Raw genomic sequence first — 26,583 nt, 5'->3', positions numbered from 1 at the left:
ACTGGCTCCGGTCGTCGCGACGGGCGTCTCGTTCTCGGTGTGGAGAACTGCGGGCCAAGCGTTTTCACTGCCCCTGCGCCACCGACGCACGATGGACGCCAACGAGTCGACGGACGGGAGTCGTGGCGAGAGAGACGTGGGCGACGGCGAGCGGACGGCCGGCGTCACCGACGGCGGGGTCAGTGCGGGTGACGTAGCCACGCTGGCCGAGGACCACGCCGAGTTACTGTCGCGGGTCGGCACGGAGTTGAGCGACGCGGAGGACGTGATCGATCAGCTGTCGCGCAGTGCCACCGATGCCAACGACAGCAGTACGGCGGTCGTCGAGCGTGCCGACGCCGCACGCGAGACTGCCGACGACGCACAGTCCGACATCGAGACGGCCGCCGAGTCGGTCGCCGCCGCTCGCGAGGAGTTGACCACACTCTCGGAGACGGTGGGCCGGATCGAGGAGATCACCCGCGTCATCGGCGACATCGCGGACCAGACGAACATGCTCGCGTTGAACGCGTCCATCGAGGCCGCCCGCGCCGGCGGCGACGCGGGCGACGCGGGCGACGGGTTCGCCGTCGTCGCCGACGAGGTGAAGGAACTGGCCGGCGAGGTCCAAGACCAGGCGGGCGAGATCGAGTCCGTCGTCGCGGAGGTGCAAGCCGCCGTCGACGACACCGCCGCCCACGTCTCGACGGCCGAGGAACACACCAACGGTGCCGCGGCGTCGATCGACGACGCCGTCGCGGAGATCGACGACATCGCGGAGCGAGCGAGCGAGACCTCCGAGAGCGTCGACGACGTGGCCGACGCGACGCAGCGACACGCCGACGACGTGGAGGTACTCGCCGACGACCTGATGGACGCGATCAGTCAGGCCCGCGAACTCCGCGATCGGGTTTGATCCCGTCACCAGAAAGTACACCACAGAGACGTTCCTGTGTCGGTCCGTGACCGACCAGCCGTTCGGGGGCGCACTGAGTGCGCTGACACACGAGATTCGTGTCGACATTCTCCGAGAACTCGCAGCCGCCGGCGAGCCGGTCCCGTTCAGCGACCTCCGGGACCGCGTCGGCGTCGCCGATCCCGGCCGGTTCAACTACCACCTCCGGGAGGTCGCGCGGCACTTCCTCACCGACACCGGCGAGGGGTACACCCTGAACTACCGCAGCGAGTCGCTGTGGGTCGTCGCCGAGGACGGGGCGAGTGTCGAGTCCGCCGACGGGGAAGCGGCCGACCGCGTCCGTCTCGAGACCGACGAGTGTCCCGTCTGTGGGGAGTCGGAGTGTGACCGGTTGGTCCACGTCCACCTCGACGGGGTCTGACGCCGTCGCCGCCACCCGAAGAGTCGTTACCTGTCCCTCCGGCTCGTGACGCATGTCGACAGAGCCGACGTTCGAGGTCGTCGTTGAGCCGGATACAGAGACGGGCGACAGACTGGTGGTCGGGCTCGCGAACCCCGGCGTGGTCGGACTCACGGTGCTCGACCACGTCGTCCGCGAGTTCGACGCCGACCAGATCGGACACGTTTGGACGCGGAACGTCGCCACGGTGACGCCGTTCGCTGACGGACGGCCGCGGCGGCCGATCCGACTGTACGCTGTCCCGGAGTTGGACGCGACGGTCGTCCTCGCAGAGATCGCCGTCTCGCCCGTCGCGGCGGAGGCGTTCGCCGAGGCGCTGTTCGGGTTCGCGGACGACGCCGATCTCGGAGAGGTCACTGCGATCAACGCCGTCCCGTACCCCCACGGGCCGGCTGACCACGCCGTGTTCGGCGTCGCGACGGACGACTACCGCGACCGGCACCCGGCGGTGGTGTCAGCCCCCTCGGACGGCGGGGTGAGCGGAGACGAGACGGACGCAAAGACGAGTGGTGACGAGACGGGCGGCGAGACGAGCGGTGAGGAGACGGATGTCGACGGAGCGGACACAGAGGAGACGGTGATTCGGCCGCTCCAGCGCGGGTTCTTCGACGGCATCGTCGGGGTGCTCGCCGGGCGCGGGCTCGACCGAGACACCCCACCCGTCGGCGTACTCGTCACGCCCGCACACCCACCGGGGCCGGACTTCGAGGCGTCGCTGCTCGTCATCGAGGCGCTGGAAGCGCTGTACGGGGTTGCAGTCGACGAGTCACGGCTGCGCGAGCAGTTCGCCGAGCAGCAGGAGTACTACGCCAGACTCTCCGCGGAGTTGGCCGAGTTGGGTGACGGCGAGTTCGAGGGACGCGAGTACGCGGAGAGTGGCGGGATGTATATGTGAAACGGTGGTGAACCGTCAGCAGTGACGAGTTCGAACAAAACATCTTGCTTGTTGGTGACGATACTGAAACGTCAACAAAAGTGGTTATACCCTCCTACAACTCGATAGAGGCCACCACTTGTTGTGAAGTCGTGTCGATGACCCTGATTGTGACCTCATCACCGAAACTGCTTATAGTGCCAGCCTCAGTGAGTTCGAAAGAACCTCCCCAACCCAATCCCGAAGCTTCGCTGTTACCCAGGTCAAACTCCAGTGAATCACCGGCACTGAACTCAGTGTTACTTGGGAGGTCCTCCTCAATGGTCACCGAATCACCTCCACTCTGAACGACAATTCGTGTCTCGCTGCTGGCAAGGGTTTCACCGCCGTTGTGTGAAAGGGTGAAGTTTGCATCCGCACTACTGTTCAATTCCGCGTCCAGCGAAGCCTGCGGCGCGGCCTGGTTAGTCTGGTTGCTGAGGTTCAGTACGAACGAGCCGATGACGGCCGCGAGGATGACCGTGATGGCCACCATCAGGACGACCCCGATGACGGGGCTGACTGCACGGTCGTCGTCTGTGAACAGGTTGTCGAGTTTCATGATTGTGTCTGCAAACGCGGCGGGTGGACCGCACCCGCGTGCCGCTTCCCACACGACACCCGATCTGTGTGCCCCCCTACAGCCGGTTTACACACCGTACTCGGTCGCGACCGTATATAAGCTTGGGGCTACGCGTATCAGTCTCGAATACGTGGCGTGTGGCGGTGTGAGTCGGTGTGACAAGCGGTGGCCGAACCGTACGCTCCGCCTACCGGGTGGTACGGATCCTCCGTGTCGGGTGCACAGGCGCCACGAGACGAGACGCGCCCCCTCCCGAGTCGGGAACGAGTCTCAGTCGGCGTACGTCGGCCGTTCGGCGTACTCGATCGGGTCCCGGAGGTCGTTCTCCTGGAACGACTTCAGCCGGTACGCGCAGGCGTCACAGGTGCCACAGGCCGGCTCGTGGTCGCGGTAACAGCTCCACGTGATCTCGTAGGGCACGCCGAGTTCGTCGCCGCGGGCGGCGATGTCCGTCTTACTCCAGTCCGTGAACGGCGCCTCGACGGCGATCTCGGTGTCCGGTTTCGTCCCCACGTCGACGACCGTCTGGAACGCCTCGAAGAACTCCGGGCGACAGTCTGGGTAGCCGGAGTAGTCCTCGCTGTGGGCACCCACGAACACCGCCTCGCAGTCGTTCGCCTCGGCGTAGGAGACGGCCATCGAGAGGAGGTTGGCGTTCCTGAACGGGACGTACGAGTCCGGAATCTCGTCGTCGTCCAAGTCTGCGTCACCGATCTCGATCCCGTCGTCCGTTAGACTCGACGCGCCGATCCGCGAGAGGTGACTCGTCTCCACGTGGAGGAAGTCTGCCACGTCCAGCTCCTCGGCCAACGCCTCCGCACAGGCGAGTTCCGTCGTCTCCGTCTCCTGTCCGTAGGAGGTGTGCAGGAAGTAGAGGTCGTACCCCCGCTCGCGTGCCTCGTAGGCCGCCGTCGCGCTGTCCATCCCGCCGGAGACCAAGACGACCGCACCGGGGCTGTCGTCGGCTACCGAGTCCGTCGCCTCGGTCGTGGCGGGACTGTCGTCGGCTGTCTGGTCCGTCGTGTCGCTCGTGTCGTCGGTGTGCATCTGTGGTGTCGGTGTGTCTCGTCAGTCGGTCGTGTCGGTGCCTCGTCGGTCGTGTCGGTACCCCGTCGGTCGTGTCGATCCGGTTCGGTGGTGTAGAGGCGGTGCGTCTGCGACTCGTCACGTCCCCGGTGCGTCGTTCCACACGTCGACGTGGATGCGAGGTGTGTAGCGGTAGCCGTGCTCGGCCGCCAACTCCGCGACGATCCGGCGCGTCTCGTCGAGTTCCTCGCGGGTCGTTCCCTCCGGCATCAACAGCACCTCCGAGTCCGGAACGGGGACGCTCGCCCGCTCGCGGACACGCTCCACGAGTCGCTCGATCTCCGGGAGGTCGTCCGGTCCCGTGACGACGAACTTCAGTTGGCTCTCGTACTCCTCGACGAGCCGAGCGAGCGCGTCGAGGTCGATCCGCTCGCGCTCGTGCCGCTCCGCCCACTCCCCGTCACCCTTCGGGTCGCGGTCGGCGGTCGGTGTCGAGGAGGCGAGCTTCGGACTCACGCTCGCCAGGTCGATCGCCACGTCGCGGTGGATCGTCCCGTTCGTCTCGACGGTGGTGTGGTAGCCCGCGTCGTCGAGTCGCGCGAGCAACACCTCGACGTCGTCGTGGATCATCGGCTCCCCGCCGGTGACGACGACGTGCTCGGCGTCGTGGCTCTCGACTTCGGCGACGATCTCGTCGACCGCCATCGTCGCGTGTGTCGGCTCCCACGACGTGTGGTAGGAGTCACAGAACCAACACCGGAGGTTACAGCCGCTCGTCCGGACGAAGACGGTCGGCACGCCCGCCAGCTTCCCCTCGCCCTGCAGCGAGTGGAACAACTCGTTGATCGGGAGTGCCGGTCCCGCCGGTGTCTCGTCGGCGGCCGGATCTGCACCGGACGCGTCGGTAGTGGCTCCCACACTGGCCGGATCGGTGACCGTCTCGGCGTCGTCGTTAACCGGCACGGTGATCACTCCAGCGAGCCGGCGGCGCCGAGTTCGTGCGTCTCGCGGACGGTGACGGCGACCTCCGAGACCGTGTCCGGGACCCGCTCGGCGATCTTCCGTTCGAGGACGGCGCTCATGACCTCGGCGGTGGGGGGCGCTTCGAGCACGACGACGGCCTCCTCGTCGCCACTCTCGGCGAACGCCTCGATCAGCGGGTCGCCGCGTTCGAGGAGGAACCGGTGGTCCCACTCGTCGATCACCTCCGTGACCGTCCCCTTGTCTGCAACCCACCCGTCGTCGGTCAGTTCGCCACGGAGCCGGACGAACACCTCGTAGTTGTGGCCGTGTGGTCGGGAACACTTCCCGTCGTGGTGTCGGATTCGGTGCCCCGAACTGATCCGTACGGGGCGCTGTCCCCCGACAGTGAGCGTCCGCGCCCCGGCCGTCGCTCGGAGGTCGGCGTTCGGCGTCTCCTCGTCACTCCCGGTGGCACCCGCGTCCGAGTCGGGGTCACCCTCGGGTGACTGTATTCTCTCGTTCACACTGCGGTATTCTCTGGGCACTACTTCACTCACACGGTCGTCGTCGCGACGCGAGAGTCGCGTGTCCTCACCGGCGTGAGAACGTGTCGAGCCACCGTCGCGGCGTCGAGTGAGACGGTCGAACCCCATCGATCCGGTCGGTCGCGCCGCTCTGTGGCCGCTACCCATATACACGTCCGGCACTTTCGTCCACACGAGTTCGGATGACAGAGTCGGACGCCATCGTCGCGATCATCACCGTCGTGATGCTGGCCTTCTTCGCCGCGACCACGCTGATTGCCCTCCAGTGAGCCACCGACTGGCGACGACAGGTGAGTCGGAACGTCGCGAGAGCTACCGAAGTCCGGCGATTCGGTCGGTGGTGACATCGAGCGAGCGGAAGCCCACCGCTTCAGCGGTGGGTGTGAGCGACACCACAACTGACCGTTCCACTGTCGGTTGTCGCCTACATCTCCCAAGACTTAGTATTCTAGACCTTCTACGAAAGGGTACGCAAGACGGCGAAACGCTGGCAGTTGGGTTGGGGTCTGCCCGCCGGACGAGAGGCTACCATACCGTTCCCGCGAGGGCGTCCACGCGGCCCGCGAGGGCAATCAAAAAGCGACCCTACGCCGGCTTGGGACGCACCGCCACACCGCGTGGCGGTGCGTCGGGTCGATGGCCTGGCCCGCGGCCCGGTGCATACCCGGGGACTACGGTCGCTGGGAGTGGATACGGCCCGTGAGGGCGAACACGCCAGACCCCAGAGGGGGCCAACCCAGAGTCCCGCAAACCGGAGTACCTGTGAGGGGAAATTTGCCACTGGGTGTGGCATCACCGGGATGCCCACCGCGTGTGGAATCCCACGGCTGAAACCGTGGGAGGAGGTCAACTCGGGTCGTCTAGTCTCGGCGGTCGACATCCACTCACGTCTCCCGGTCTCCAGCGTGCGGTCGAGAGATCGAAACTGACCGGACGTTCACCCAACAGAGAGTCACAACCCGCCCACACAGCCAGTGATTCTATAATCCTAGAGACGGAATCTTCTCGCAAATGTACGCGTACGGAGACGACGGGATGCTCCACCGTGTGGAGTGTTCGCGGGTTCCGGACGACGCCACGGTCCACGTCGCCGCGCCGGGCGAACCGAACAGAGAGTGCTCCTGCTGGACGGTGAAGTGCCCACCGCCGTGAGCGACGGGTTGCGGCGAGTCGGTTCACGCGGTCCACGAGTGACGATACGTGTCGAGTCGCGGCTCGACGTCCACACGGTGACCGTGTGACGGTGTAACTAACGGTCGCGTTTCAGCTACACAAGGTTTATTCCGGGCGTTACGCTCGTCTCGTACGAATGTCACGCTCAACACCGAGTTCGGGAGGGTCCGTCTACGTCCTCGCAGTCGTAGTCGGGCTCCTCGCGAGTGCAGTCCTCGCTCCGGTCGCCTTCCAGGCGACCCAACCCGCCGAACCCGACCGCGTCATGGTGCTCACCTACGACGGTGGCATCAGGGGGACGCAGGTCGACGAGGCGGTCGACTCCCTCCGCGAGGCACGGACGAACGAGTCGATCAGAGGCGTCGTAATCGAGATGAACAGCCCCGGTGGCGGTGTGACCGCCTCCGAACGACTGTACAAGGCGGTGAAACACACTAGCAACGAACTGCCGGTTGCCGTCGCGATCAAAGCACAGGCGGCCTCGGGCGGCTACTACGGCTCCATCGCCGCAGACCGGATCTTCACCCAACCCTCGGCGATCGTCGGGAGCGTCGGCGTGTTCACCTCGAAGGACATCGCGGCTCCGAGTTCCATCGTCCGCAGTAGCCCGGACAAGGCTCAGAACCGCGACGAGACTACGCGACGGACCGTCGAGGAACTCCAGGGGACGTTCGTCGCGAGCGTCCTGAAGGAGCGCGGGCCGAACTCCGACCACGGCGGGACCACGATCCAGGTCGACCGGTCGGAAGTCGAGATGGCACACACATACCTCGGATCGCGGGCCGTGGAGAACGGCTTCGCCGACGAACTCGGCGACACCCGCGACGCGACCGCCTGGGTCGCAGATCAGGCCGGGCTCGACTCGTACGAAGTCGTCCGGAAGGACACGAACCCCTTCGGCGGGTTCTTCCTCCTCCAGACCAGCGAGGGGACACAGGTCGTCGTGAAGGACGGGCAGACGCTCCGCACGACGCAGACGCAGTACTACGCGTTGGCTCCCGAACGCGTCCCGACCATCGTCGCCAGCGAGTACGACGGTGCCGGGACTGCGGCGGCGAGCGACGACAGCGACTCGGAGTCCGACGAGGCGGCCCCGTCTGCGCGTGACGGGGCCCCCGCACTCGGAGGTGTCGACGCATGAGTGATACACTCAAGGCCGCCGGTCTGACGGTGGCCATCGTGGTCGTGGTGGTCGGCGCGGCAGCCGTCCTCCCGATGGTACAGGGTCAGTCGACCGGCACGCCCGAGCAGCCGGCGGAGTTGGACACCTCGCAGTACGAGCCGGACAACGCACTGATCGAACCCGGCCCGGAGAGCGGGCAGATCGAGATGTCCGCCGACGCGGAGCCGAAGACGATCGTCTTCGACGTGGGCCACGAGAACGACGTCGAGCGGAGTGAGATCGCACCGCTTGTTGACACGCTCGTCGCCAACGGGCACACGGTTCGATTCTTCGACCCGCGTGCCGACCCGCGCGTTGACCTAAACACGTCGCTGTCGAAGGCGGACGCCTTCGTCACCGTGAACCCACGGTCGCGGTTCTCGGCGAGTCAGCGCCGGGGGCTCCGTAACTTCACCGACAACGGTGGGCGGATGATGGTGATGATGGATCCTACCAGTACCGGTGGAGTCGGGGGCATTCTCGGTGCTGCCTTCGGCTTCGGTGGTGCCTCACAGGCTAGTTCGAGCGCGACGGGCGTCACCTCGGAGTACGGCGTCTCGACCGGTCCGAGCGAGTTGTTCAACATCTCGGCCGACGGGCGTCACTACTCCCGGATCGCGACGACCGGTGCCGGCGGCGCTCTCGGTGAGGGTGTCGACCGCGTGGTGATGGACGACGCCGTCCCGGTCGCGGTGGGTGGCGACGCGACGGTCGCCGTCCGCACGGCCGGCGAGGTGACGATCGAGTCCAACCGCCGCAGCGGACGGTACCCGGTGGCGGCGACGAACGGCAACGTCTCCGTGATCGGCGACGCGACGTTCCTGCAGCCGGACGACGCGTACGTCGCCGACAACGAGGTGCTGATCGGCAACGTCGCCGACTACCTCGTCTCCGGCGAGAAGATCGACGAGAACGCACCGGTGAAAGACGCCGACGGCGAGGGGCGTCGCGGTCCCCCGCGCCGCTGAGTCGGAGCAGAGAGACGACAGACGACCCCACAAACTCTTCTTCGAAGCGATCGACAGCAGACGGACTGTACGGCGCTCTCCTCGACCGGTCGGTGTGGACCGACCGACTTCGAGACACCGGTCGGTCCGAGACCACTACGGGACGCACCCTCGAAATCCGAAGCACCGACACCGGGTGGCTGCCCGAGTGATCGGCCGTGTCACTCCCGAGAGGTACCACCCGGAGTCGACGCCAGTTCGGGCACCGAAGTCCGTTCCCCGGTGTGGACCTGCCACAACTCGGCGTACAGTCCGTCTCGCTTGACCAGTGTCTCGTGGTCGCCACGTTCGACAATCCGGCCGTCGTCGAACACGACGATCTCGTCGGCGTCACGGATCGTGGAGAGTCGGTGTGCGACCGCGACGGTCGTCCGGTCGGCGGTCAACTCCGAGAGCCCCTCCTGAATCAGGAGTTCGGTCCGGTTGTCGACGTGGCTCGTCGCCTCGTAGAGGAGCAGCACGTCGGGATCACTGAGGATCGCCCGTGCGATGGCGATGCGCTGTCGTTGGCCGCCGGAGAGTCGTGTCCCGCGTTCGCCCACCTCCGTCTCGTAGCCGTCCTCGAGCTCCGTGACGAACCGGTGTGCGTTCGCGCGTTCGGCCGCCCGTCGCACCGCTTCGTCGGACACCGCCTCGTCGTGGCCGTACGCGACGTTCTCTCTGACGGTCGCACTCATGATGGTCGCGTCCTGACCGACGTAGCCGACGGCCCCTCTGAGACTGTCGAGTGTGATCTCGCTCACGTCGATCCCGTCGAGTGAGATCCGGCCCGCCTCGGGCTCGTAGAACCGCAAGAGGAGCTTCAACAGCGTCGACTTCCCGGCACCGGTCGGGCCGACGAGACCGACGTAGTCGTTCGCGTCGATGTCGACGGTCACGTCCTCGACCGCCGGCTCCGACTCGCCCGGGTAGATGAAGGTCACGCCGTCGAAGACGATCTCACCACGCACGTCGTCGAGCGTCACCGCGTCCGGGTCGTCGGTCACGGACACTGGGTAGTCGAGCAGTCCGAACACCCGCTTCGCAGAGGCTGCCGCGTCCGTGTACGTGTCCGTGATGTCGCCGAGTCGCGACGACTGACTGACGAACATCTGTCCGAAGAAGTAGAAGGTGACGAACGTCCCGGGCGAGAGGGGTCTCGTGAAGATCAACGGCGGTCCGACGACGACCCACCAGCCACCGACGGTGATCGTCGTCAGCATCACGAGCGAGGAGACGAGTTCTCGGCCGGGGAAGAACACCGCCGTGAGTTTCGCCGCGTTCCAGTCTGCACGCCAGAACCGTCGCGAGTTGGTCGCGAGTCGCTCACGCTCCTGTGACTCGTTGGTGGACGCCTTGACCGTCTGGATGCCGCCGACGACCGTCTGGAGGTGTGCGTTCAGTCGACCGACGGCGGCACGCCTGTCGTCGTACCACGGCTCGATCAGTCGCTTGTAGCCGTAGACGAGCCCGAGCATCACCGGAACGAATCCGACGAGCACGAGCGTCAGTTGCCAGTGGAGTCCGAGCATGATCGCCAGCGTGACCAGGAAGAAGGAGGCGGTCTGGAGGATCTGCTGTGCGCCGTCGTTCAGGAACGTCTGGAGTCGGTTCACGTCGTTGTTCAACACGCTCATCACGTCGCCGGTACGCTCGGTCTCGAAGACTGCGAGATCGAGCCGTTGGACGGCGTCGTACGCCGCCACGCGTAGGTCGTGGAGGACGGACTGTTGGAGCCACCGCCACGACAGGTGGCGTGCCACGTCGGCCACGACGCGCGTGACGACGACCGTGCCGAACAGACCCACCAAGAGGAGGTACTGGCCCGCTCGCTCCTCCGGGACGACCGACTGTGGGAGGAGTGCGACGGCGAGGTCCTCGTCGGCCGGACCCACGAAGGCGTCGATCCCGACGCCCAGCAGATACGGCGGCACGAGGTTCGCGAGCCGCCAACACACGGTCACGACTGCCGCGGTCGCGACGAGCAGTGTCCGATCGGTCAGGGAGCGACCGAGGGCGAACAGCGGCCGCGTGGTGTCCGAGTGACGGTCGAACGCGTCCGACAGTGGTGGAGGGTCCTCGCGAGACATGCGCTGCGGAACCCAGTCGTCTCGAACGAGGGTAATAAAATTTCTCTTTTTCGTCGGCAGCGATACTCGTGTCGCCGATCACTGCGACGTGCTCGTCGGCGAGTCGAAGCGTCGCCAGAGGACGGCGGTACCGACCAGCCAGATCCCGACCTCGAGGACGAACGACGGCGAGCCGAGGTAGTACCAGAAGAACTCTCCCGGTGGGATACCCAGCGGCGTCGGCGGTCGAGTGAGTGGCCACGCCAACGAGTAAGCGTCCGTCGGGCGGCCGTTGACCACGACGTGGAGCGTGTCGAGTGCGAGGTGCGAGAGCCACCCGACTGCGACCGCGCGGCTACGCGCCCCCCGCGTCGCCAGCGCGAGTGCGACCGGCACCGCGACGAGTGCAGAGTGGCCGACTGTGTGGAACAGCTCGAACACGCCCAGCGACGCGAGCGGTTTGTCGAGCAGGTCGGGCACGGCCGCGCCGACGACCAGCCACCACGGGGAGAGTCGGGTGACACGGTCCAACAGCGCGGCGGCCAGGAGGTGGGTCGGAAACAACACGGACGGAGTCTCGTAGGCGCCGCGTGTACTTGGCCGTGCTGTCGACCGGGTCGGCCACGGACTGTCCGTGTGGACCGCCTCTTCGACCACAAACTACTCGCTTCCGTCGACCGAATCGACTGCCGTGCGACGCAGAGCCCTCCTCACCCGTCTCGGCACGGCGGTCGGCAGCGGTCTCCTCGCGGGATGTGTCGGCATCGGTCGCCCGACGGTACGCGTGTCACGGGGAACGTCGACGATCCACCCGGGCGACGAGCAGTGGATCGACGGCGGCCTCGACCCGAGCGGCGACCGGGAGACGTTCGCGACGCTGGTCCCGGATCGAGCGCCCGAGTGGATCGGAGCGGACGCAGACACCGGGATCGCCGACACGCTCCGGAACGCCGGCGTCGCGGAACAGTTCCACCTCGTCGTGGAACACCAGACCGACCCGAGAGAGCCACGGAGCGTCGTACCCACACACGGGGACGATCCGGAGTGGGACGGCCGAGACGAACTGGTCGTCCCGGTGACCCACGACCCGTGGGGTGGTGACTCCTTCGCCGACGACGAGGTACCCGAGTCCGCAGTCGCGACCGGCGTCTGGACGCTGGAACCGGGTTTCGACGACCTCCCGGACGAGGTGCGACTCCGGTTCGACGGCGAGTGACCGGGGCGACCCCTTCTCACCAGAGGAGTGCGGAAGCTACTCGTATCTGCCCGACGGAGTGCGGGTGTGAGACGCAGAGCTTTCCTCGGCGGTGTCGGTGCCGCCACGCTGGCCGCGACGGCGGGGTGTCTCAACACGACGCCGCGGCTGTCCGTCGAGGGCGCGACACAGTCGGTCCACCCGGCACGAGAGCGGTGGATCGACGGTGGACTCGAGTCCGACGGCGACGCGACCGTCTACGCCCGAGCGGTGGGTGACGAGGCACCGAAGCTGCTCGGTCCCGACGCGACGGGAACCGTCGCCGACAGACTCCGGAATCCCGGAGGCGACCAGTTCCACGTCGTGATCCAACACCGAGCACCCGTGGACGCACCGGTGTCGATGCGGGTTCCCCCGGCCGGGCCGACGTGGTCGGGCACGGACACGGAGACGCTCCGGGTAGCGGTCGAACGCGCCGTCTTCGCGACGGCCCCGGAGTCACTCGCGGACGCGGACGCTGCCGTCACCACCGGCGTCTGGACGCTCTCGCCGGCCGTCGAGCGTCCGCCGCAGACGGTCGACGTGGAGTTCGCGGAGACCGCGACGCCGACACCGCCGGAGTGACGGAGCGGCGGTCACGCTGGGTGCGTTCGATCGCCAGTCGGTCCGACGCCACCGGCTAAGTGCGTCCCGCCCGTACGGTGGTCCGATGGAGTACGCCACGCTCGCGGAGTACTGTCGCCGGCTGGAGGCGGCCGACGCCGACGAGACGCTCGTCGAGACGCTGGCGGAGTTGTTCCGGACGGCCGACGCCGACCACCTCCCGCTCGTCGTGACGATGGTCCGCGGGAAGGTCGCGCCGCGGTGGGAGCAGGTGGAGTTGGGTGTCTCGTCGTCGTTGACGCGCGAGGCCATCGTCCGGGCGACCGGCGTGGACGGCGACGCGCTGGAGACGGAGTGGCGCGACCGTGGCGACCTGGGGGCCGCGGCGGAGTGGGCCGTCGGCGAGAGTCCACAGACGACGCTGGTCTCGGAGACGCTCACGGTCGCCGGCGTCCACGAGCAGATCCGGGCACTCGCCGACCTCAAGGGTGCCGGGAGCGAGTCGAAGCGCGTCGAGACGGTCGCCGGGTTGCTCGCCGACGCCGACCCCGAGGAGGCGCGGTACCTCGTCCGCACCGTGTTGGGGTACATGCGCGTCGGTGTCGGCGACGGGACGATCCGCGACGCCGTCGCCGAGGCGTTCCTCGACGCCGACGGCGAGCCCGCACCGGGGACGCCGACCGCGACACAGCCCGCGGTCGACGCGGTCGAGGCCGCGTTCCAGGTGACGAACGACTACCGCGAGGTGGCGGCGACCGCTCGGGACCGCGGGATCGACGGGCTCCGCGAGTTGGACGTGCGGCTCGGCCGGCCGGTCGAGTCGATGCTCGCGCAGAAGGCCGAGGGGCTCGCCGCCGGGCTGGCGAACGTGGCACGTGGTGACGATAGAACGGCCACCGTATCGGAGGGACGAACGGGGACGGAGGTGTCGGAGTCCACCGACGAGACGTCGCCGTGGGCTGGACGGGTGCTCGCGGAGGTGAAGTACGACGGCGTCCGCGTGCAAGCCCACGTCGACGGCGACGACGTGTGGCTGTTCACGCGCCGGCTCGTCGACGTGACCGAGCAGTTCCCGGAAGTCGTCGCCGCGCTCCGCGGACGGGTCACGACGGACCGGGCCCTCCTCGACGGGGAGTTGGTCGGCTACGACCCCGAGAGCGGCGCGCCGGTCCCGTTCCAAGAGTTCTCGCGACGTATCCGCCAGGAGGAGGATGTGGCGGGGCTCGCGGCAGAGATTCCCGCCGTCTGTCACCTCTTTGACTGTCTGGTGGCCGACGAGGAGACGCTGCTCGACGCGCCGCTGCGCGAACGGTTGGACCTGCTCGACGAGACCGTCGCGTTTCCCGACCCCACCGACGAGCCCGTGGGGACGAGGGACCTCGCACCTGGCGACCGCGACGGGCGTGTGACGCCGGACGACGAGGCGGCGGTGAGTGACGAGACACTACCCAGCGACGCCGCTCCGGGTGACGACGAGCACCCGACGCTCAGGCGGGCCGCGTGGTGCGTACCGAGCGACGAGGCGGCGGCGCGGTCGTTCTACCGCGCGGCGGTTGAGGCGGGCCACGAGGGTGTGATGGTGAAGAACCTCGCGGCGAGCTACCAGCCGGGGCGTCGCGTCGGCCAGATGCTCAAACACAAGCCCGTGATGGAGCCGCTGGATCTGGTCGTCACACGTGCGACGTACAGCGAGGGTCGGCGCTCGGAACTGCTGGGCCGGCTCTTCCTCGGGGCGTACGACCCCGACGCGGAGTCGTTCCATGAGGTCGGCCGGCTCTCGACGGGCTACACCGACGAGGAACTGGAACGGCTCACGGAGCGACTGGAGGAGTTGGTCGTGTCCCGCGACGGCCGCGACGTGGACCTCCAGCCCGAGGTGGTGCTGGAGGTGGAGTACGAGGAGATCCAGTCGAGTCCGGAGTACGCCTCCGGCTACGCCCTGCGGTTCCCGCGGTTCCTCGGCGTCCGCGGGGATCTGGACCCGAGCGACGCCGACACCGTCGCCCGCGTCGAGTCGCTGTACGACGAACAGTGAGGCGGTGGGGACACGCTCGAGGACACCCCCGACGGGAGCGGCGGGGACGGGGAGAGAACAGAGAGGGTGAAGAGCGCGAGAAGAGGGAGAGAACAGAGAGGGTGAAGAGTATCGTCGCGTCGGTGCTGTACACGGTCAAGTGTTCCGATGGGACGTGCCACAACACTCTCGTCGTTGGGACGAATCCCATCGAGTGTCGACGGTACCGGCGGACGGCGTCGACGTGGTCGAAGACGAGACGTACTACCCGACCGACCGGACGGTGGTCAGGGTACGCGTGCTGTCGGTCACCGAGTCCGAGAAGTTCCCAGACGGAGTGAAGTACCTGCTCCACTACGGGACTCGGGACGGCGAGACTGTCGTCAGGTACGACAACTCGCACGGACACCACGAGCGACACACCGGAGCGGGATTGGACGAGGACTACGAGTTTCCGGGATACGAGGCGGTTCTCGACCGCTTCTTCAGGGAGATTCCGGATGTCGGTCGAGTGTGAGGCTCGGCCCGTCGGTGCCAGACGGGAGATCACCATGACACAACGAACACTCGTCGTGACAGTCGGGACGATCGAGGACGTCGAGGAGCGCGCACAGACGGCGTTCGAACGGGCACTCGAGGACGAACCTCCGGTCGAGGAGGGTCCGCGTCGGATCACGTTCGAGAGTACGGACGAACTCGGACGTGTGTTCTCGCCGCGTGCGATCGACCTCCTCCGAACGATCGCCCGCGAGGACCCGGCGAGCATACGGGAGGCGGCTCGACTCATCGACAGAGACATCAGAGACGTGTCGCGGAACCTCGATCGACTCGAAGAGTACGACGTGATCGAGTACGACTCCGACGGCCGATCGAAGCGGCCGGTCGTCCCGTACGACGACATCCAGATCGATCTCGGCCTCGGTGTGACGAGCGACCCCGGACGACGACAAACTGGTGTGTAGGTCGTAGAGCGTCCCGTCGACTAGCGACCCCAGTGGGTCGCTCGTCGCCGCTGCCCCGATACTCAAGTGACTCCCGTGCCTGCTGGACGTATGAGCACTGCCACCGAGTCTGGGACGTCGGACACGGCGTCGCTGGAACCGCTCCACTACGTCGGCATCGTCGCCGCGGTCGTCAGCGGTGCGGTCCACCTCTGGCTGGGTGTGAGCTTCGCACCCAGCCCACTCGGGATCTCGTTCCTCTTCGCGGGCGTGGTGTTCGTCGCGGCCGCCGTCGGCGTCGCCGCGAACTACCGGCGTGGGCTCCTCTACCGGCTCGGGGTCCCGTTCACCGCCGGGCAGATCGTCCTCTGGTACCTGTTCAACTTCGCCGGCGGAGAGAAGTCGTTCCCGGGCGACGTCGGGACGCTCGGCGCGGTCGACAAACTCGCGCAGGTCGTGTTGATCGCCGTCCTGATCGTGTTACTCCAGCGAGAGTGACGGATCGGTGACCGGGTCGTGTCGGTGGTGGCCCGTCTCACTCGACGCTCGGGGGCTCCTCGTCCGTCCGCCCGGGGATCTGGACCTCGATCTCCAGTTCCGGGTCGCCGACGCCGTCGAAGTCGACCTCCAACTCGACCGGGTCGCCGAAGGCGAACGGGAGTTCCCACCCCTCCTCCTCGTCGGTGATGGTCACTTCCTCGTCGTCGCGGAGCTGTTCGCCGAGTGCGACCAGGAACTCCCCAGCACCGCTCGCGTCGACCCGGTACTCGCGCTCGAACTCCCGCCCGGCGCGGATCAGTGTGAGGTCCGTCTCCTCGTCCGACTCGGCCGCTCCGTGTGTCTCTTCGGCGTCTGTCTCGCCCGTCGTCTCGGTCTCGACCTCGGTGTCGGTCTCCGACATGGGCGACGGTACGCGGTGCGAGCGCAAACCCGTTTCGACGTTGGCGAGCCCTCGGATCGTGGCGAACACACGAGACCGACGATCAGACGGAGGAGTGGTCGCCGTCCGGGTTCCACTCGGGCGGCTCGTTCAACAGCGACGCCACCCGCTCGGTGTCACGCCGTAACTCCGGCAGTGTCTCGGCGTCGAACAGCCCCGTGCCACGGGAGAGTCCGGGGTGGGCGCGCGAGACCGCCGGGTGTGTGTTCCCCTCGCGTTCGACCTGGAGACGGCCGTCCGTGCGGTGTCCTGCGAACTGCGCGAGCGGCAACGCGACGCTGTGTCCGCTCGCCCAGGTGTACTCGACCCGTCGTGTGTACACCAACTCGGTGAGTTCGATTTCGGCGCCGGTCTCCTCGCGGGCCTCGGCGCGGGCCGTCTCCTCGGGGGTCTGGTCCGGTTCGATCCGTCCGCCGGGTGGCTCCCACCCGCCGCCCGGGTTGTAGACGAGCACCGTCTCGCGCCGCTCGTCGGTGTAGAAGACGTAGACGGAGGCGATCCCGGCCATCGTCTCCAGTTGCTCGGCGACGGACGCGGGTGGCCCGTCGGGGTCGACGGGACTGGGACCGTACTGGAGCGGCTCGCGTCGCTCGTGGTCACCCCACCGCTCGTCCAACTCCGAGAGCACTCGGTCTGTACGGCGTTCGATCTCCTCGGCCATCGACTCCCAGTCGCTCATCGTCGCCACGATAGTGTCTCGGCACTTCACTGTTCGGTGTCGAGTCGTCGAGTCGTCGCGGAGACCACACCGCGAGGGTCGCTCTCGTCCGAGAGACGACCCGACCGCTCCGACGGCACGGTGTCGTTTTTGCGGCTCCGGCCCGTGGGACACACGGAGACGGATGGCCGAGTCGAGACGACGCGTCCGCGGCCCGCTGCGGACCGCCGCGGCGGTGCTCGTGGTGCCACACGAACTCGCACACGTGCTCCCGGCGGCAGCGGCGGGACTCACCTACCGCCTGACACTGCTCCCGGAGTGGGAGGGGTCGGCCGACCCGCTGTGGCGGTTCGATGCCGACTTGGACGAGGAGAGTCCCTTGTGGCTCGTCCGACTCGTCGCCGTCGCCCCGACGCCGGTGTTCCTCGGCGTCGCCCTCGCGCTCCGACTCTCCGGGACGGTCTCGGGGACCACCGCGCTCGTCGCGGCGATGCTGTGTGCGCTGTGGGGCACGCTCTCGGCGGGCGACCTGGCCGTCGCACTCGCCCCGAGCGAGGCACGCGACGCGGGCGAGTTCCTCGTCCGCGGTCGGCCGGGCACCCAGCAGGCCGCCGACGCGCTGGCGGTGCTGACGACGCTGATCGTCGCTGGGGTGTTGTTGCTCTAGTCGCTCGTGGGAGAGTGGTCGGGGGTTCGGTGTACAGCAGAGACGGACGGCACGCCGAACCGACACGTTGGAACCGCTGGCGCGACGAGAGGCCGCCGTGCGACTCGACGCGCTGCTCCGGTACGTGACGGTGGTGGGTATCTGCTCGGGACTTGCACACCTGCTCGTCCCGGATCGACTGCTGGCGACCGCGGCGTGGGGGTACGACCGCGTCCTGGCGGTGGAGTTCGACCCGCGACCGAACGCGACGCGACGCGTCCGTCTGCTCGGACTCCTCGCGCTCGGCGTCGCGGTCGCAGCACACCGTCTTCGCGGGGTGTTGGCGGCCGTCCGTTCGCCACCGGGTCGAGAGTGACGGCGAGACCGGCGTCCGAGGACCGCCCGAAGGTTGAAGCGTACGGGGTCGGTAGCACCGCCGTCTGCACCCGGTCCGGTACCGTATCCGACACCGCACTGGCAGTCTGCGGCAGAGACGCGCGACACGGGGCGCGACGGCGGGTGCAACGCCCCGGATCGGCGGATGAGCTGCCGTTCACCACACCAGCTATGAGTCCGACACACAACGTCCTCGTCCCGTTCGAACTGCCCGACGCCGAGCCGGTGCCACCGGTGTTGGTCGACACACTCGCCACGATGGAGGTGGTCGTTCTCGGCCACTACGGGTTGCCGGAACAGACGCCGCCGTCGGCGGGACGCGCCCAGTTCGAGGCGGACGCGACCGCCGAACTGGAGACCCTCGCCCAGCCGTTCGAGCGCGCCGGCATCACGACGACCACGCGTCTCGTGTTCGGCAAGGCCCGCGAGAAGACGGTCGACAGGGTCGCGGTCGAGGAGGGGTGTGACGTGATCCTGTCGCCGGGACGAGCCGACTCTGTCGACCGGATCGCCGTCCCACTCCGTGGGGAGGCGAACCTCGACCGGATCGTCTCGTTCGTCGGCGACCTCCTCGCTGCGAGCGACGCGTCGGTCACGCTGTTCCACACGGCCCAGTCGTCCGACCGCCGCCCCGGCGAGGAACTCCTCGCGGACGCGACCGACCGACTCGTCGACAGCGCTGTCGCCGCCGACCGAATCGACAGTCGACTGTCCACGGACGACGACGTGGGGCGCAGCATCGTCGAGCTCGGTGCGGACTTCGACGTGCTCGTGCTCGGCGAGACGGAGCCGTCACTGCGCGAGCGAATCCTCGGGACCGTCCCGGCACAGGTGACCGCCGACACGAACGACCCCGCCTTCGTCGTCCGGAACGTCGAGGGGGCAGAGCCCTGACACCGATCCACACGGCGAGCGAGCGGTGTCGGAGGCCACGCGGGCAGCGTCGGTCACGACCCCGCTCGCGGACGGGACGGACGACGCACGACACGGCGGCCGGGTCGGGAGGTGCCGTCGCGTGACGGACGATCTAGAGCGAGACCTGGGGCTGTACGCGACGGTCACGATCAGTATGGGTGCGATGATCGGGAGCGGTATCTTCGTGTTGCCCGCACTCGGACTGAAAGAGGCCGGGCCTGCGGTGATCGTCGCGTACGTGCTGGCGGGACTGGTCGTGCTGCCGGCGGCGCTCTCGAAGGCCGAGATGGCCACCGCGATGCCGGAGTCCGGCGGCACGTACCTCTACATCGACCGGGCGATGGGCCCGTTGGCCGGCACCGTCGCCGGACTCGGTGCGTGGTTCTCGCTCGTGTTCAAGAGCTCCTTCGCACTGGTCGGGTTGGGGGCGTACCTCCTGTTGCTGGTCCCGCTGTCGGACGGACTGGTGAAGGCCGTCGCACTGGGGCTGGCGGCGCTGATCGTCGTGCTCAACGTCGTCGGTACCGAACAGAGTGGGAAGGCGCAGTCGATCGTCGTCACAGCCGTGGTGGTGGCACTGGTGGCGTACGTCGTCGACGCCGGCTTCGCCGTCGACACGGCTCGGTTCAGCGGGTTCGCCGCAGAGGGAGCCGACGGCGTCGTCACCGCGGCGGCGTTCGTGTTCGTCTCCTACGCCGGGGTGACGAAGATCGCCAGCGTCGCCGAGGAGATCGAGAACCCCGACCGGAACCTCCCGCTGGGGATCCTCGTCTCGATGGGCGCGATGGTGGTGTTGTACACGCTGGTCGTCGCGGCGGTGGTCGGGCTCAACGATCCGACGACGTTGACCACCAGCGGGCCGGGTGGCGGGCCGTCGTTGACGCCGATGGCCGACGGCGCCGGTCGACTGTTCGGTGGAGTCGGCGTCGTGGTGATCTCCGTGGTCGCGATTCTGGCACTGACCAGCATGGCGAACGCCGGTGTGCTCGCGTCCTCGCGGTTCCCGCTGGCGATGAGTCGCGACTCGTTGGCACCTGAGACGCTCGCCGGGGTCAGCGAGCGGTTCAAGACACCCGCGACCGCCATCCTCGTGACCGGCGGGCTCCTGCTCGCACTGATCGCGTTCGTCGACGTGGTCGACCTCGCGAAGTTGGCGAGCGCGTTCCAGATCCTCGTGTTCTCGATCGTCAACGTCGCGCTGATCGTGTTCCGCACGAGCGACGTCGACTCGTACCAGCCGTCGTTCCGAGCACCGGGCTACCCGGTCGTCCAGGTCGTCGGACTCGTCGGTGGGCTCGCGCTGCTCACACAGATGGGGACCGTGCCGATCCTCGGCGCGGCTGGAATCGTCGTCGGCGGCGTCGCGTGGTACCTCGTCTACGGCCGGTCGCGAACCGACCGCGAGGGCGCACTCGCCGTCGTCCTCGCGCGGTACCGCGACGGCGGGACCGAAGCACACGAGTGAGTCGAGGGAGTTGGTGCTGCTCGGTCGTCGGATCTCGGAGGGTCACCGTCGTCGGGGACTGCGGCCGGACACTGCCCGCCACGCACGGGTCCCGGTCCCGGCCGCCGCTACCCGCCCCCGCGGCAGAGTGGTATCGAACTGTACTTGTGTGAGTGGGACTCAGTAGGCGGTATTAACAGATCGGAGATGAGAACGAAAATCGATAGCGGGCGGTCACTTCGCGTCCTCCACGTCGACGACGACGAGGCGTTCGGATCGTTGGTCGCAGACGCCCTGGAACGCGAGTCGGAGTCGGCGACCGTCGAGAGCGTCACGAGTCCGGCGGCGGCACTGGATCGGCTCGCCGAGGAGACGTACGACTGTGTCGTCTCGGACTACGACATGCCGGAGCGCGACGGGATCGAGTTCCTGCGAGCCGTGCGCGAGCGGTTCGGCGACCTGCCGTTCGTCTTGTTCACCGGTCGCGGCAGCGAGGAGGTCGCCAGCGAGGCGATCTCGGCGGGCGTGACCGACTACGTCCAGAAGGACCCGGGGAGTACCCAGTTCACGGTGTTGTGGAATCGCGTCGAGAACGCAGTCGAGGGGTACCGCGCGGAACGAGCGGTCGAGCGCACGGAAGAGCAGTACCGCCGGCTGATCGAGGCGTCGACGGACGTGGTCGCCACGGTCGACGGCGACGGCGTGGTCGGCTACTGCAGCCCCGCCGTCGAGCGCGTGCTGGGGTACGATCCGGAGGCCGTCGTCGGCCACTCCTTCGACGAGTTCCTCCACCCGGACGCCGCCGACACGGTCGCTCGTGCCTTCGACCGGTTCCTGGGACGGGGTGGCGAGAACGGCACGGAGACGGACACTGACGGGTCGGGCGACCGCGACACGAGCGGCCCCGATGCGAGTGACATCGACGGCCAGGTCACGAACTCGGGCGGTGTCGACGGCCGGGTCGTGAACCGGATCGACCACGCAGAGACCGGCGACGGCGTCGAGACGTTCACCGTCGAGTGTCGTGTCCAGCACGCGGACGGGCAGTGGCGGTGGGCCGAACTCAGAGTGCGCGACCTCCGCGACGATCCACTGGTCGACGCACTGGTCGTGTACGCCAGAGACGTGACGAGTCGCCGACGACGCGAGCGGCGACTCGCCGCGCTGTTCGAGCGGACACGAGACGTAGTCCGCAGCGACGATCGGACGGAACTCGCCGCGTCCGTGGTCGACGCCGCCGCCGACGTGGTCGGACTCTCCGTCGCCGCCGTGTACGTTCCAGACGGCGACGTGCTGGACCCAGTCGTGACCACGGACGCGGCCGAAGACCTGTTGGACCCCGTCCCGCCGTTGTCCGTCGACGACTCCGTCGTCGGTCACGTCCACCGCACCGGAGAGGCGGTGTTCAGGGACGACGTGCGGGACCACGAGGCCGTCGCGAACCCGGAGACACCGATCAGGAGCGAACTCGTGCTCCCCGTCGACGGACTCGGTGTCTTCGTCGCCGGGTCTCCCGATGCGACGGCGATTGGCGAAACCGAGCGGGTCCTAGCACGGTTGCTCGTTTCCACTGCAGAGGCGGTCGTCGATCGCTTCGAGCGTGAAGCGACGATTCGCGAACGTGAAGAGAAACTCGCTGAGCTTCAACGACGTACAGAGCAGTTCCTCAACGCCGACGACCCGAGGGAAGCAGCGAGTGTCGCCGTCGATGCCGCTCGGGAGGCAGTTGGACTGCCACTGACCGGTGTCCACCTTCTAGACGCGGAGGGTAACCGACTTATGCCGACCGCGGTTGACGATGCTGTCGTCGAGAAACTCGGTAGTAAGCCGGTTCACGAACGGAATGCCGAACCAGGAACGGCGTCCGCACTCATCTGGGAGCACTTCGATTCTGGTGAATCACTCGTCGTCTCCGACTTACGTGAACATGTGGAAGCAGATACGACGCTGGCAACGACGTCGACCCCGTCGGTGATGCTCCAACCGCTCGGCGACCACGGGGTCGCCATCGTCTCCAGTACCGAGCCGGACGCGTACGACGAGACGGACAGACTCCTCTTCGAGTTGCTCGCGGACACGTTGACGGCGACACTCGACCGACTGGAACGGGAGCGTGAACTCGCAGAGCGGAACCGTCGGCTCGAACGCCAGCACGACCGGCTCGACGAGTTCGTCTCCATCGTCGGTCACGACCTCCGGACGCCGTTGGAGACGATCCGCGGCTCGCTCGAACTCGTGGCGGAGACCGACGACCCCGACGACCTCCGCCGGGCGCGGGCGGCGGCAGACAGAGCGGGCCGGCTCGTCGACGACCTGACGGAGTTGGCGGTACGCGGCGACCGCGTCGACGACCGAGAGCCGACCCCAGTCCTCGAGTTGGCCGAGCAGTGTTGGCTCACGGTCGGCGACGGCGAGGCGACGCTGGAGACGCACGGATCGGTGACGGTCGCCGCCGCTCCGGACCGCCTGCGGCGGCTGTTGGAGAACCTCATCGGGAACGCGGTCGAACACGCGGGCGAGGCACCGACGGTGACGGTCGGCGCGCTCGATTCGGCGGACGAGACGGACGGCGGATCTGTCCCGGCGGACGGGGCGGACACAGCGACGGGGTTCTACGTCGCCGACGACGGTGACGGCATCGAGGGAGACCCGGACACCGTCTTCGAGCGTGGGTACACGACCGCCGACGAGGGGACCGGACTCGGGCTCACCATCGTCCGCGAGATCGCCGCCGCACACGGCTGGCAGGTCCGAGCGACGGAGAGCACGTCGGGGGGCGCTCGGTTCGAGGTGTGGTTCGATCCGACCGAGTCCGTCGAGTCGGCAGACGAGGACTGAGTTCGCGGCGGGGAAGTGCCGGAGGGGGAGGCCGGACGAGTGCCGGAGGGAGACACCGGGCGAGGGCGAGAGGGTGTCGACGCCGTGACCTCACCGTCGGCGTCCGGCCAGCCGGGTCAGACGGCGTCGGGCCGGCCGGACTCGGAGAAGTCGTCGTAGCTCGGCGCGTCGTCGTCCACGTCGCCGAGTCGGGCGAGTTCGGTCGTCGCGACGGCGAGCCGGTCGTAGGCGTCCGACAACAGTCGGCTGTGGAACTCGACGAGCAGGCCGCCGATCGAGCCGTCGGCGATCTCGTCCGGAACCACCTCGCTGAACAGCACACACGGCGTGTCCGGCGCCTCCGCGCGGAGTGTCTCGACGACGTCGTACCAACTGCCGTCGGCGAGCTCGTTCCCCGTGACCACGCAGTCGACCCGCCGCTCGGACAACACCGAGCGCGCGTCCGCGACACTGGTCACGCCGACCGTCGTCGTCTGCGGGTGCTCGGCGATGGCGGTCTCGGTCAGTTCCAACGCCTCCGGGGCGTCGACACACAGCACGGTTCGCGGGGACCCGTTCGTCGTCATGGCTCACTTCGAGGAAGTCCCCCGTCGGGCATGGATTGTCCGTCTCACTAGAACGAACGGTCAGTTCGGTCGAACCCTCACTACACAGAGTCGGTGGTCGAGGTCCGGCGTAGCACACGGAGCGACGCCCCCTGTCCGAGGAAGACGACCGGTCTACTGGCGGCACACGATACGGACGACCCGTGCGAGAGCCGGTACGCCTCCACCACGTCAGCTGCAAGCTGCCGGCGCTAGACACTTGTACGCCGCCCTGATTTGGGGAGGTATGACAGACGCTAGCGGATCGACACCCCGTCGGGTCGCGCGGGGTGTCGTGGCCCGCGTCGGCGAGGCGCGCGTCCTCGTCGTCGTGAGTTGTGCGCTGTTGGCGGTGCCGCTGTACGACGTGGTCGACGACGTGGTCGCGGACGGGACGACGCTGGCGTCGACGCTGGTCGAGAACGCACTCTTCCTGCTGTTGACGATCGGGTTCGTGGTCGCCAGTTTCAGACTCGCACGCTCGGACTGGCGCGAGGAGCACGTATCGCTCGTCGCCCGGTGGTCGCTGTTCGGGACCGTGTCGGTCACGCTCGTCTACCTCGTCGTGCTCGGGATCCAGATCGGCGTCCAGGGGCGGTACAAGCCGCTGGTGATCGCCGCCGACGGGGTGGTCGTCGGGGGGCTGGTGACGTTCGTCGCCGGACTCTACCACGCACGGGGTCGCCGAGCGGCCGAAGCCGCGCGGGTGGAACGCGACCGGGCGGAGGCGCTGTTCGACAACGCCGGCGACGCGATGTTGGCCGTCAAGTTCGTCGACGGTGAGCCGGTCGTACAGCGGGCCAACCGCTCGTTCCGCGAGACGTTCGACACCGGCGAGAGGGAGTTGTCGGACACGCGAGTCGGCGAGGTGTTGGACGACCGCGTCGTCGCGCGTGCCGCCGGCGACCGCGTGAGCGGCTACGAGAACCGTCTCGACGGTGTCGCGGGAGAGAGCACGACGACAGACGGCGGGACGGCGGCGGATGGGGCGAGTGACGTGACGGTAGGCGGTGAGTCGGACCACGGACGACCAGCGGAGAGTGAGAACGGCGACGACGGGCCGACGAGTGTCCACGACCTGCCGCCGTTCGCCGGCGACCCGGAGGCGGAGACGGAGTTGCGCGTCTCGACGCCGGACGGCGTCGACGACTTCCTCGTGGACTTCGTGCCAGTGACGAGCGTGGACCCGGAGCCGGGTGTCGGCGTCTCTGACGCGGTTGTCGCCGCGGAGACCTCGGGCCGTCCGCCGGGGAGCGCCGCGGACGAGCGGGCGGCGGGTGACGAGCGCGAATCGTCGGAGGGGTACCTCGTGTTCACCGACATCGGGGAACAGAAGGAGCGCGCACGGCAGTTCGACGCGCTCGCGGAGGGTGTCGCGGCGTTGTTCGACGCCCGCGAACCCGTCGCCGTCGCGGACGCCGTGCGGAACGTCCTGACGGAACTGTTCGACGACGCCGTCGTCGGCGTGTGGGCGTTCGACCCCGACGACGAGGTGTTCCGACCCGTCACGGCGACGGCGGAGTCCTCGTCCGGCGAGCCGGTGGTCTCGTCGGTGCCGGTGGTCGACACCGCACACGACGGCTCCGGCGGTGCCGTCGACGACGAGGGGCGTAGGGAGTCACCCCTGTCGGGCGAGGAGCGCGGGACGGCGACGGCCGACGACGACGGCGTCGGCGAACTCGCCGGTGGGCGCGGCCCGCGGTTCCGGCCGGTCGACGACGGGATCACCCTCGACACGGACGAACTCGCGGCGGCACTCGCGGACCGCGGGACTCCGCCGGCAGAGACCGTGACGCGACGCCTCGGCGGCAGTCACCGCCTCGTCGTCGCACGGACGGAGGCGGAACTCGAACCCGCACACAGGCACGTCGTCGACCTGTTGGCGAACAACGCCGACGCGGCCATCGAGCGCGCCGAGCGCGAGACGGAGTTGGAACGCCGCGCCGACCAGTTGGAGTTCGTCAACAGCCTGATCCGCCACGACGTACAGAACGCGATGACCGTCGTCCGGTCGCGCGGCGAGGTGCTGGCGGAGACCTTAGACGGGCGCGAGGAGTCGTACGCCGAGACCGTCGTGGACCGCAGCGAGACCGTCATCGACCTCGTCGACCGCTTCCGGGCGCTCCTCGACGCCTTGGCGGACGAGCGCGGCGAGTCCGTCGAACCGGTGCACCTGGAAGAGCCGCTGACGGAACGTGTCGAGAATCTCCGGGCACGTCACCGGAACGTCTCCGTCGAGGTGACCGGCGAGACGGACGTGACGGTAGCGGCCGACGAGATGGTGGGCAACGTGATCGGCAACGTCCTCGACAACGCGGTCGACCACCACGACGGCGACGAGCCGTCCGTGACCGTCTCCGTCACGCCTCGCGACCAGACCGTCGCGGTCCGGATCGCCGACGACGGACCGGGCATCCCCGACGAGGAGAAGGAGGCGGTGTTCAGACGGGGGAACCGCGGCCTGAAGGACGCCGACATCGGCTCTGGGTTCGGACTGTTCTTCGTGGACGCGATGCTGGAGCGCTACGGCGGCGACGCGAGCGTCGAGGACAACGAGATGGGCGGGACGACCGTCGTCCTCCGGTTCCAGCGGCCCGACGAGTGACAGCGGCCACAGCACCCGTGATTACGACG

26 protein-coding genes are annotated in these 26,583 nt (G+C 68.1%); 17 read left to right on the top strand and 9 right to left on the bottom strand.

The features are described from left to right. The first annotated feature begins 91 nt into the window (after positions 1-91). Genes RYH80_RS16885 through RYH80_RS16875 form a run of 3 tightly spaced genes read left to right on the top strand, consistent with a single transcriptional unit; the run spans position 92 to position 2,250 of the window. Positions 92-895: a methyl-accepting chemotaxis protein gene (locus RYH80_RS16885; RefSeq protein ID WP_370905256.1), complete on the top strand. Its 804-nt coding sequence runs from the start codon at positions 92-94 to the stop codon at positions 893-895. 46 nt (positions 896-941) lie between these two features. After that, positions 942-1,316, top strand: coding sequence for a winged helix-turn-helix domain-containing protein (locus tag RYH80_RS16880; RefSeq protein WP_370905255.1), 375 nt, complete (start codon positions 942-944; stop codon positions 1,314-1,316). A 52-nt stretch (positions 1,317-1,368) separates the two neighbouring features. Beyond that, positions 1,369-2,250: a proteasome assembly chaperone family protein gene (locus RYH80_RS16875; protein ID WP_370905254.1), complete on the top strand. Its 882-nt coding sequence runs from the start codon at positions 1,369-1,371 to the stop codon at positions 2,248-2,250. Positions 2,251-2,344: 94 nt separating this feature from the next. On the opposite strand, the gene RYH80_RS16870 is transcribed toward RYH80_RS16875, so the two are convergent. The 4 genes from RYH80_RS16870 to RYH80_RS16855 form a co-directional block, all read right to left on the bottom strand. Further along, the gene (locus RYH80_RS16870; protein ID WP_370905253.1) at positions 2,345-2,830 is read right to left on the bottom strand and encodes a type IV pilin domain-containing protein; all 486 of its coding nucleotides are present in this window, start codon (positions 2,828-2,830) and stop codon (positions 2,345-2,347) included. A 291-nt stretch (positions 2,831-3,121) separates the two neighbouring features. Then, on the bottom strand, positions 3,122-3,898 hold the full coding sequence (gene queC / locus RYH80_RS16865; protein WP_370905251.1) for a 7-cyano-7-deazaguanine synthase QueC: 777 nt from the start codon (positions 3,896-3,898) through the stop codon (positions 3,122-3,124). A gap of 117 nt (positions 3,899-4,015) precedes the next feature. Continuing rightward, positions 4,016-4,840 (bottom strand): 7-carboxy-7-deazaguanine synthase QueE, encoded by an 825-nt coding sequence (locus RYH80_RS16860; RefSeq protein ID WP_370905249.1) that lies wholly within the window; start codon positions 4,838-4,840, stop codon positions 4,016-4,018. Between the two features lie 5 nt (positions 4,841-4,845). After that, positions 4,846-5,364 carry a 6-pyruvoyl trahydropterin synthase family protein gene (locus RYH80_RS16855; RefSeq protein WP_370905247.1) on the bottom strand — a complete coding sequence of 173 codons (519 nt, stop codon included), beginning with the start codon at positions 5,362-5,364 and terminating at the stop codon, positions 4,846-4,848. Between the two features lie 1,330 nt (positions 5,365-6,694). On the opposite strand from RYH80_RS16855, the gene RYH80_RS16850 reads away from it, so the two are divergent. Then, entirely contained in the window at positions 6,695-7,699 is a 1,005-nt protein-coding gene (locus RYH80_RS16850; RefSeq protein WP_370905246.1) for a S49 family peptidase, read from the top strand. Then, positions 7,696-8,688 carry a hypothetical protein gene (locus RYH80_RS16845; RefSeq protein ID WP_370905245.1) on the top strand — a complete coding sequence of 331 codons (993 nt, stop codon included), beginning with the start codon at positions 7,696-7,698 and terminating at the stop codon, positions 8,686-8,688. Before RYH80_RS16850 ends, RYH80_RS16845 begins: the two co-directional genes overlap by 4 nt. A 200-nt stretch (positions 8,689-8,888) precedes the next feature. Here the strand turns inward: RYH80_RS16845 and RYH80_RS16840 are convergent, their stop codons facing one another. Both RYH80_RS16840 and RYH80_RS16835 read right to left on the bottom strand, forming a co-directional pair. After that, on the bottom strand, positions 8,889-10,796 hold the full coding sequence (locus RYH80_RS16840; RefSeq protein ID WP_370905244.1) for an ABC transporter ATP-binding protein: 1,908 nt from the start codon (positions 10,794-10,796) through the stop codon (positions 8,889-8,891). A gap of 78 nt (positions 10,797-10,874) precedes the next feature. Next, positions 10,875-11,342: a metal-dependent hydrolase gene (locus tag RYH80_RS16835; protein ID WP_370905242.1), complete on the bottom strand. Its 468-nt coding sequence runs from the start codon at positions 11,340-11,342 to the stop codon at positions 10,875-10,877. A 124-nt stretch (positions 11,343-11,466) separates the two neighbouring features. Here RYH80_RS16835 and RYH80_RS16830 point away from each other — a divergent pair, with 124 nt between their 5' ends. The 6 genes from RYH80_RS16830 to RYH80_RS16805 all read left to right on the top strand — a co-directional run bounded on the left by RYH80_RS16830 (position 11,467) and on the right by RYH80_RS16805 (position 16,026). Then, entirely contained in the window at positions 11,467-11,991 is a 525-nt protein-coding gene (locus RYH80_RS16830; protein ID WP_370905241.1) for a hypothetical protein, read from the top strand. A 66-nt stretch (positions 11,992-12,057) separates the two neighbouring features. Then, a complete protein-coding gene (locus RYH80_RS16825; RefSeq protein ID WP_370905240.1) occupies positions 12,058-12,594 on the top strand; it encodes a hypothetical protein in 537 nt (178 codons plus the stop codon). 85 nt (positions 12,595-12,679) lie between these two features. After that, a complete protein-coding gene (locus RYH80_RS16820; protein ID WP_370905239.1) occupies positions 12,680-14,608 on the top strand; it encodes an ATP-dependent DNA ligase in 1,929 nt (642 codons plus the stop codon). Between the two features lie 193 nt (positions 14,609-14,801). Further along, positions 14,802-15,104, top strand: a complete 303-nt coding sequence (locus tag RYH80_RS16815) for a toxin-antitoxin system TumE family protein (protein WP_370905237.1) — start codon at positions 14,802-14,804, stop codon at positions 15,102-15,104. 34 nt (positions 15,105-15,138) lie between these two features. Further along, a complete protein-coding gene (locus RYH80_RS16810) occupies positions 15,139-15,549 on the top strand; it encodes an HVO_A0114 family putative DNA-binding protein (RefSeq protein WP_370905236.1) in 411 nt (136 codons plus the stop codon). 90 nt (positions 15,550-15,639) lie between these two features. Next, entirely contained in the window at positions 15,640-16,026 is a 387-nt protein-coding gene (locus RYH80_RS16805; protein WP_370905235.1) for a DUF7475 family protein, read from the top strand. A gap of 37 nt (positions 16,027-16,063) precedes the next feature. Here RYH80_RS16805 and RYH80_RS16800 read toward each other — a convergent pair whose 3' ends face one another. After that, the gene (locus RYH80_RS16800; protein ID WP_370905234.1) at positions 16,064-16,429 is read right to left on the bottom strand and encodes an amphi-Trp domain-containing protein; all 366 of its coding nucleotides are present in this window, start codon (positions 16,427-16,429) and stop codon (positions 16,064-16,066) included. A gap of 82 nt (positions 16,430-16,511) precedes the next feature. Further along, positions 16,512-17,147 carry an NUDIX hydrolase gene (locus tag RYH80_RS16795; RefSeq protein WP_370905232.1) on the bottom strand — a complete coding sequence of 212 codons (636 nt, stop codon included), beginning with the start codon at positions 17,145-17,147 and terminating at the stop codon, positions 16,512-16,514. Between the two features lie 163 nt (positions 17,148-17,310). On the opposite strand from RYH80_RS16795, the gene RYH80_RS16790 reads away from it, so the two are divergent. The 5 genes from RYH80_RS16790 (at position 17,311) to RYH80_RS16770 (ending at position 23,365) form a co-directional block, all read left to right on the top strand. After that, complete coding sequence (locus RYH80_RS16790; protein WP_370905230.1) at positions 17,311-17,793, top strand: hypothetical protein; 483 nt, start codon at positions 17,311-17,313, stop codon at positions 17,791-17,793. Between the two features lie 97 nt (positions 17,794-17,890). Then, positions 17,891-18,148: a hypothetical protein gene (locus tag RYH80_RS16785; protein ID WP_370905229.1), complete on the top strand. Its 258-nt coding sequence runs from the start codon at positions 17,891-17,893 to the stop codon at positions 18,146-18,148. A 191-nt stretch (positions 18,149-18,339) separates the two neighbouring features. Next, entirely contained in the window at positions 18,340-19,062 is a 723-nt protein-coding gene (locus RYH80_RS16780; protein ID WP_370905228.1) for a universal stress protein, read from the top strand. A 121-nt stretch (positions 19,063-19,183) separates the two neighbouring features. Beyond that, the gene (locus RYH80_RS16775; RefSeq protein WP_370905226.1) at positions 19,184-20,548 is read left to right on the top strand and encodes an APC family permease; all 1,365 of its coding nucleotides are present in this window, start codon (positions 19,184-19,186) and stop codon (positions 20,546-20,548) included. Between the two features lie 186 nt (positions 20,549-20,734). Beyond that, on the top strand, positions 20,735-23,365 hold the full coding sequence (locus tag RYH80_RS16770) for a response regulator (RefSeq protein WP_370905225.1): 2,631 nt from the start codon (positions 20,735-20,737) through the stop codon (positions 23,363-23,365). 116 nt (positions 23,366-23,481) lie between these two features. Here the strand turns inward: RYH80_RS16770 and RYH80_RS16765 are convergent, their stop codons facing one another. After that, entirely contained in the window at positions 23,482-23,931 is a 450-nt protein-coding gene (locus RYH80_RS16765; RefSeq protein ID WP_370905224.1) for a response regulator, read from the bottom strand. Positions 23,932-24,196: 265 nt separating this feature from the next. Here RYH80_RS16765 and RYH80_RS16760 point away from each other — a divergent pair, with 265 nt between their 5' ends. Next, a complete protein-coding gene (locus tag RYH80_RS16760; protein WP_370905222.1) occupies positions 24,197-26,554 on the top strand; it encodes a sensor histidine kinase in 2,358 nt (785 codons plus the stop codon). The last annotated feature ends 29 nt before the right edge of the window (positions 26,555-26,583 follow it).

It is taken from the genome of Halobaculum sp. MBLA0147, assembly GCF_041361345.1.
Classification (GTDB): domain Archaea; phylum Halobacteriota; class Halobacteria; order Halobacteriales; family Haloferacaceae; genus JAHENP01.
This window is presented reverse-complemented; position numbering and strand designations above follow the sequence as displayed.

Bases quoted from the DNA above. Each gene is read 5' to 3' on its own strand.
- RYH80_RS16885 (WP_370905256.1), top strand. From the start codon at position 92: ATGGACGCCAACGAGTCGACGGACGGGAGTCGTGGCGAGAGAGACGTG.
- RYH80_RS16875 (WP_370905254.1), top strand. From the start codon at position 1,369: ATGTCGACAGAGCCGACGTTCGAGGTCGTCGTTGAGCCGGATACAGAG.
- RYH80_RS16870 (WP_370905253.1), bottom strand. From the start codon at position 2,830: ATGAAACTCGACAACCTGTTCACAGACGACGACCGTGCAGTCAGCCCC.
- queC (WP_370905251.1), bottom strand. From the start codon at position 3,898: ATGCACACCGACGACACGAGCGACACGACGGACCAGACAGCCGACGAC.
- RYH80_RS16850 (WP_370905246.1), top strand. From the start codon at position 6,695: ATGTCACGCTCAACACCGAGTTCGGGAGGGTCCGTCTACGTCCTCGCA.
- RYH80_RS16845 (WP_370905245.1), top strand. From the start codon at position 7,696: ATGAGTGATACACTCAAGGCCGCCGGTCTGACGGTGGCCATCGTGGTC.
- RYH80_RS16840 (WP_370905244.1), bottom strand. From the start codon at position 10,796: ATGTCTCGCGAGGACCCTCCACCACTGTCGGACGCGTTCGACCGTCAC.
- RYH80_RS16820 (WP_370905239.1), top strand. From the start codon at position 12,680: ATGGAGTACGCCACGCTCGCGGAGTACTGTCGCCGGCTGGAGGCGGCC.
- RYH80_RS16810 (WP_370905236.1), top strand. From the start codon at position 15,139: ATGACACAACGAACACTCGTCGTGACAGTCGGGACGATCGAGGACGTC.
- RYH80_RS16805 (WP_370905235.1), top strand. From the start codon at position 15,640: ATGAGCACTGCCACCGAGTCTGGGACGTCGGACACGGCGTCGCTGGAA.
- RYH80_RS16800 (WP_370905234.1), bottom strand. From the start codon at position 16,429: ATGTCGGAGACCGACACCGAGGTCGAGACCGAGACGACGGGCGAGACA.
- RYH80_RS16795 (WP_370905232.1), bottom strand. From the start codon at position 17,147: ATGAGCGACTGGGAGTCGATGGCCGAGGAGATCGAACGCCGTACAGAC.
- RYH80_RS16790 (WP_370905230.1), top strand. From the start codon at position 17,311: ATGGCCGAGTCGAGACGACGCGTCCGCGGCCCGCTGCGGACCGCCGCG.
- RYH80_RS16780 (WP_370905228.1), top strand. From the start codon at position 18,340: ATGAGTCCGACACACAACGTCCTCGTCCCGTTCGAACTGCCCGACGCC.
- RYH80_RS16770 (WP_370905225.1), top strand. From the start codon at position 20,735: ATGAGAACGAAAATCGATAGCGGGCGGTCACTTCGCGTCCTCCACGTC.
- RYH80_RS16765 (WP_370905224.1), bottom strand. From the start codon at position 23,931: ATGACGACGAACGGGTCCCCGCGAACCGTGCTGTGTGTCGACGCCCCG.
- RYH80_RS16760 (WP_370905222.1), top strand. From the start codon at position 24,197: ATGACAGACGCTAGCGGATCGACACCCCGTCGGGTCGCGCGGGGTGTC.